This is a genomic window from Enterococcus sp. AZ109 (assembly GCF_051714625.1).
Taxonomy (GTDB): Bacteria; Bacillota; Bacilli; order Lactobacillales; family Enterococcaceae; genus Enterococcus_A.
Map to the genome: position 1 here is coordinate 2,656,124 of NZ_JBIOSF010000001.1, position 6,377 is coordinate 2,662,500.

The window sequence follows — 6,377 nt, forward strand, 5'->3', positions numbered from 1 at the left end:
AACCAACCGTAAGGTTGATAAGGTTAAGTGAATAAGGGCGCACGGTGGATGCCTTGGCACTAGGAGCCGATGAAGGACGGGACTAACACCGATATGCTTCGGGGAGCTGTAAGTAAGCTTTGATCCGGAGATTTCCGAATGGGGAAACCCAACATCTTTTATAGGATGTTACTTTTCAGTGAATACATAGCTGATTAGAGGTAGACGCAGAGAACTGAAACATCTAAGTACCTGCAGGAAGAGAAAGAAAATTCGATTCCCTGAGTAGCGGCGAGCGAAACGGGAAAAGCCCAAACCAAGATGCTTGCATCTTGGGGTTGTAGGACTCCGATATGGTAGTTTATTCAAATAATCGAAGGACTTGGAAAAGTCCGCTAGAGAGGGTAAAAGCCCCGTAGATGAAATTTGGATAGCACCTAGGAGGATCCTGAGTACGGCGGAACACGAGGAATTCCGTCGGAATCCGGGAGGACCATCTCCCAAGGCTAAATACTCCCTAGTGACCGATAGTGAACCAGTACCGTGAGGGAAAGGTGAAAAGCACCCCGGAAGGGGAGTGAAATAGATCCTGAAACCGTGTGCCTACAACAAGTCAAAGCCCGTTAATGGGTGATGGCGTGCCTTTTGTAGAATGAACCGGCGAGTTACGATTACTTGCGAGGTTAAGTCGAAAAGACGGAGCCGTAGCGAAAGCGAGTCTGAAATGGGCGAATGAGTAAGTGGTCGTAGACCCGAAACCATGTGATCTACCCATGTCCAGGTTGAAGGTGCGGTAAAACGCACTGGAGGACCGAACCCACGTACGTTGAAAAGTGCGGGGATGAGGTGTGGGTAGCGGAGAAATTCCAAACGAACTTGGAGATAGCTGGTTCTCTCCGAAATAGCTTTAGGGCTAGCCTCAGAGTAAGAATGATGGAGGTAGAGCACTGTTTGGACTAGGGGCCCATCTCGGGTTACCGAATTCAGATAAACTCCGAATGCCATTCATTTATCTCTGGGAGTCAGACTGTGAGTGATAAGATCCATAGTCGAAAGGGAAACAGCCCAGACCACCAGCTAAGGTCCCAAAATATATGTTAAGTGGAAAAGGATGTGGGGTTGCACAGACAACTAGGATGTTGGCTTAGAAGCAGCCACCATTTAAAGAGTGCGTAATAGCTCACTAGTCGAGTGACCCTGCGCCGAAAATGTACCGGGGCTAAACATATTACCGAAGCTGTGGATTGCACCTTATGGTGCAATGGTAGGAGAGCGTTCTAAGGGCGTTGAAGGTAGATCGTGAGGACTACTGGAGCGCTTAGAAGTGAGAATGCCGGTATGAGTAGCGAAAGACAGGTGAGAATCCTGTCCACCGTATGACTAAGGTTTCCTGGGGAAGGCTCGTCCGCCCAGGGTTAGTCGGGACCTAAGCCGAGGCCGAAAGGCGTAGGCGATGGATAACAGGTTGATATTCCTGTACCCGTTGTTTTTGTTTGAGCAATGGAGGGACGCAGTAGGCTAAGGAATCAGACGATCGGAAATGTCTGTCCAAGCAATGAGTCTTGAGGTGAGTCAAATGCTTACTTCTTTAAGGACAAGTTGTGATGGGGAGGGAACTAAAAGTACCGAAGTTCCTGATGTCACACTGCCAAGAAAAGCTTCTAGTGAGAAAACAACGGCCCGTACCGTAAACCGACACAGGTAGTCGAGGAGAGCATCCTAAGGTGAGCGAGCGAACTCTCGTTAAGGAACTCGGCAAAATGACCCCGTAACTTCGGGAGAAGGGGTGCTGATCTAACGATCAGCCGCAGTGAATAGGCCCAAGCGACTGTTTATCAAAAACACAGGTCTCTGCAAAATCGAAAGATGACGTATAGGGGCTGACGCCTGCCCGGTGCTGGAAGGTTAAGAGGAGTGCTTAGCGTAAGCGAAGGTACGAATTGAAGCCCCAGTAAACGGCGGCCGTAACTATAACGGTCCTAAGGTAGCGAAATTCCTTGTCGGGTAAGTTCCGACCCGCACGAAAGGCGTAACGATTTGGGCACTGTCTCAACGAGAGACTCGGTGAAATTTTAGTACCTGTGAAGATGCAGGTTACCCGCGACAGGACGGAAAGACCCCATGGAGCTTTACTGCAGTTTGATATTGAGTGTCTGTACCACATGTACAGGATAGGTAGGAGCCTTAGACGCCGGGACGCCAGTTTCGGCTGAGGCGCTGGTGGGATACTACCCCTGTGTTATGGCCACTCTAACCCGCAGCCCTTACCGGGCTGGGAGACAGTGTCAGATGGGCAGTTTGACTGGGGCGGTCGCCTCCTAAAGAGTAACGGAGGCGCCCAAAGGTTCCCTCAGAATGGTTGGAAATCATTCGCAGAGTGTAAAGGCACAAGGGAGCTTGACTGCGAGAGCTACAACTCGAGCAGGGACGAAAGTCGGGCTTAGTGATCCGGTGGTTCCGCATGGAAGGGCCATCGCTCAACGGATAAAAGCTACCCTGGGGATAACAGGCTTATCTCCCCCAAGAGTCCACATCGACGGGGAGGTTTGGCACCTCGATGTCGGCTCGTCGCATCCTGGGGCTGTAGTCGGTCCCAAGGGTTGGGCTGTTCGCCCATTAAAGCGGCACGCGAGCTGGGTTCAGAACGTCGTGAGACAGTTCGGTCCCTATCCGTCGCGGGCGTTGGAAATTTGAGAGGATCTGTCCTTAGTACGAGAGGACCGGGATGGACTTACCGCTGGTGTACCAGTTGTCTCGCCAGAGGCATCGCTGGGTAGCTATGTAGGGAAGGGATAAACGCTGAAAGCATCTAAGTGTGAAGCCCACCTCAAGATGAGATTTCCCATTTCTTTAAGAAAGTAAGATCCCTGAGAGATGATCAGGTAGATAGGTCAGAAGTGGAAGTACAGTGATGTATGGAGCGGACTGATACTAATCGATCGAGGACTTAACCAAAAAAACTCGGCAAATGTTTATTTTCTGATCCAGTTTTGAGTGAGCGAAACTTACTCAAGTAAATAGTGTGGTGGCGATGGCAAGAAGGATACACCTGTTCCCATGCCGAACACAGAAGTTAAGCTTCTTAGCGCCGATTGTAGTGAAGGGTTTCCCTTTGTGAGAGTAGGACGCCGCCACGCAAGTTAGATCATCCAGTCTTGGGTGGTCTTTTTTTTCGTTAAAATAATGTCTTGAATTTTTTTTGTTTACCTGTTGACTTTTTTTCTGCTAATTGATATGATACAAAACGTTGGTAAATGTTATCCCAACGCCAAAAATTTGAATAAAATTATTACCATTTTTATTCAAATACTTATTGACAGCCTTGTTAATATAAGTTATTATAACTAAGTCGCTGAAATACAAATCATAACTTTTCGAAGAAAAGATTCAAAAAACTTCAAAAAAGTTATTGACAAACAATCAGTAAGCTGTTATGATATATGAGTTGCTGATGCAGCGAGAAACGCAAATTTCATTAAGTAGACCTTTGAAAACTGAACGAATAAAACAAACCAAATGTGTAGGGCGTTTCTATTATATAGAAACAAACAACATAGCAAGCAATTGCTAGCGAATCAATTTTTAAATTGAGCTTAACAGTCTTAGGACTGTTTCAAACATCTTATATGAGAGTTTGATCCTGGCTCAGGACGAACGCTGGCGGCGTGCCTAATACATGCAAGTCGAACGCTTTTTCTTTCACCGGAGCTTGCTCCACCGAAAGAAAAGGAGTGGCGAACGGGTGAGTAACACGTGGGTAACCTACCCTCGAGCGGGGGATAACACTTGGAAACAGGTGCTAATACCGCATAACAAAGAAAACCGCATGGTTTTCTTTTGAAAGGCGCTTTTGCGTCACTCGAGGATGGACCCGCGGTGCATTAGCTAGTTGGTGAGGTAACGGCTCACCAAGGCAACGATGCATAGCCGACCTGAGAGGGTGATCGGCCACATTGGGACTGAGACACGGCCCAAACTCCTACGGGAGGCAGCAGTAGGGAATCTTCGGCAATGGACGAAAGTCTGACCGAGCAACGCCGCGTGAGTGAAGAAGGTTTTCGGATCGTAAAACTCTGTTGTTAGAGAAGAACAAGGGTGAGAGTAAAACGTTCACCCCTTGACGGTATCTAACCAGAAAGCCACGGCTAACTACGTGCCAGCAGCCGCGGTAATACGTAGGTGGCAAGCGTTGTCCGGATTTATTGGGCGTAAAGCGAGCGCAGGCGGTTTCTTAAGTCTGATGTGAAAGCCCCCGGCTCAACCGGGGAGGGTCATTGGAAACTGGGAAACTTGAGTGCAGAAGAGGAGAGTGGAATTCCATGTGTAGCGGTGAAATGCGTAGATATATGGAGGAACACCAGTGGCGAAGGCGGCTCTCTGGTCTGTAACTGACGCTGAGGCTCGAAAGCGTGGGGAGCAAACAGGATTAGATACCCTGGTAGTCCACGCCGTAAACGATGAGTGCTAAGTGTTGGAGGGTTTCCGCCCTTCAGTGCTGCAGCTAACGCATTAAGCACTCCGCCTGGGGAGTACGACCGCAAGGTTGAAACTCAAAGGAATTGACGGGGGCCCGCACAAGCGGTGGAGCATGTGGTTTAATTCGAAGCAACGCGAAGAACCTTACCAGGTCTTGACATCCTTTGACCACTCTAGAGATAGAGCTTCCCCTTCGGGGGCAAAGTGACAGGTGGTGCATGGTTGTCGTCAGCTCGTGTCGTGAGATGTTGGGTTAAGTCCCGCAACGAGCGCAACCCTTATTGTTAGTTGCCATCATTTAGTTGGGCACTCTAGCGAGACTGCCGGTGACAAACCGGAGGAAGGTGGGGATGACGTCAAATCATCATGCCCCTTATGACCTGGGCTACACACGTGCTACAATGGGAAGTACAACGAGTCGCGAAGTCGCGAGGCTAAGCTAATCTCTTAAAGCTTCTCTCAGTTCGGATTGTAGGCTGCAACTCGCCTACATGAAGCCGGAATCGCTAGTAATCGCGGATCAGCACGCCGCGGTGAATACGTTCCCGGGCCTTGTACACACCGCCCGTCACACCACGAGAGTTTGTAACACCCGAAGTCGGTGAGGTAACCTTTATGGAGCCAGCCGCCTAAGGTGGGATAGATGATTGGGGTGAAGTCGTAACAAGGTAGCCGTATCGGAAGGTGCGGCTGGATCACCTCCTTTCTAAGGATTAGCTAGGATGCAGCAATGCAGACTAGCGTTACGGAAGACTACACAGGCTTGCTTTTATTCGTTCAGTTTTGAGAGGTTTACTCTCAAAGAAACACGTCGTTCATTGAAAACTGGATACAGAAAATAAACAAACAAACCGAGAAAAAAACACCGCGTTGAATGAGTTTTTTATATAGTTCAATTGCTTTTTTTATTGATCGGACTTCTATCGCTAGAAGAGAAGATCAAGAACCAACCGTAAGGTTGATAAGGTTAAGTGAATAAGGGCGCACGGTGGATGCCTTGGCACTAGGAGCCGATGAAGGACGGGACTAACACCGATATGCTTCGGGGAGCTGTAAGTAAGCTTTGATCCGGAGATTTCCGAATGGGGAAACCCAACATCTTTTATAGGATGTTACTTTTCAGTGAATACATAGCTGATTAGAGGTAGACGCAGAGAACTGAAACATCTAAGTACCTGCAGGAAGAGAAAGAAAATTCGATTCCCTGAGTAGCGGCGAGCGAAACGGGAAAAGCCCAAACCAAGATGCTTGCATCTTGGGGTTGTAGGACTCCGATATGGTAGTTTATTCAAATAATCGAAGGACTTGGAAAAGTCCGCTAGAGAGGGTAAAAGCCCCGTAGATGAAATTTGGATAGCACCTAGGAGGATCCTGAGTACGGCGGAACACGAGGAATTCCGTCGGAATCCGGGAGGACCATCTCCCAAGGCTAAATACTCCCTAGTGACCGATAGTGAACCAGTACCGTGAGGGAAAGGTGAAAAGCACCCCGGAAGGGGAGTGAAATAGATCCTGAAACCGTGTGCCTACAACAAGTCAAAGCCCGTTAATGGGTGATGGCGTGCCTTTTGTAGAATGAACCGGCGAGTTACGATTACTTGCGAGGTTAAGTCGAAAAGACGGAGCCGTAGCGAAAGCGAGTCTGAAATGGGCGAATGAGTAAGTGGTCGTAGACCCGAAACCATGTGATCTACCCATGTCCAGGTTGAAGGTGCGGTAAAACGCACTGGAGGACCGAACCCACGTACGTTGAAAAGTGCGGGGATGAGGTGTGGGTAGCGGAGAAATTCCAAACGAACTTGGAGATAGCTGGTTCTCTCCGAAATAGCTTTAGGGCTAGCCTCAGAGTAAGAATGATGGAGGTAGAGCACTGTTTGGACTAGGGGCCCATCTCGGGTTACCGAATTCAGATAAACTCCGAA

The 6,377-nt window shown here is 48.8% G+C and carries 4 rRNA genes (1 of these 4 cut by a window edge); all 4 read left to right on the forward strand.

The features are described 5' to 3' along the window. The first annotated feature begins 21 nt into the window (after positions 1–21). A 23S ribosomal RNA gene (locus tag IGI42_RS12980) occupies positions 22–2,934 on the forward strand. A 66-nt stretch (positions 2,935–3,000) separates the two neighbouring features. After that, positions 3,001–3,116 (forward strand): 5S ribosomal RNA (gene rrf / locus IGI42_RS12985). A 485-nt stretch (positions 3,117–3,601) separates the two neighbouring features. Further along, positions 3,602–5,161: ribosomal RNA gene (locus tag IGI42_RS12990) — 16S ribosomal RNA — on the forward strand. 259 nt (positions 5,162–5,420) lie between these two features. Next, positions 5,421–6,377: ribosomal RNA gene (locus tag IGI42_RS12995) — 23S ribosomal RNA — on the forward strand (it continues 1,956 nt past the right edge of the window). The 16S, 23S and 5S rRNA genes sit together here, the layout of an rRNA operon.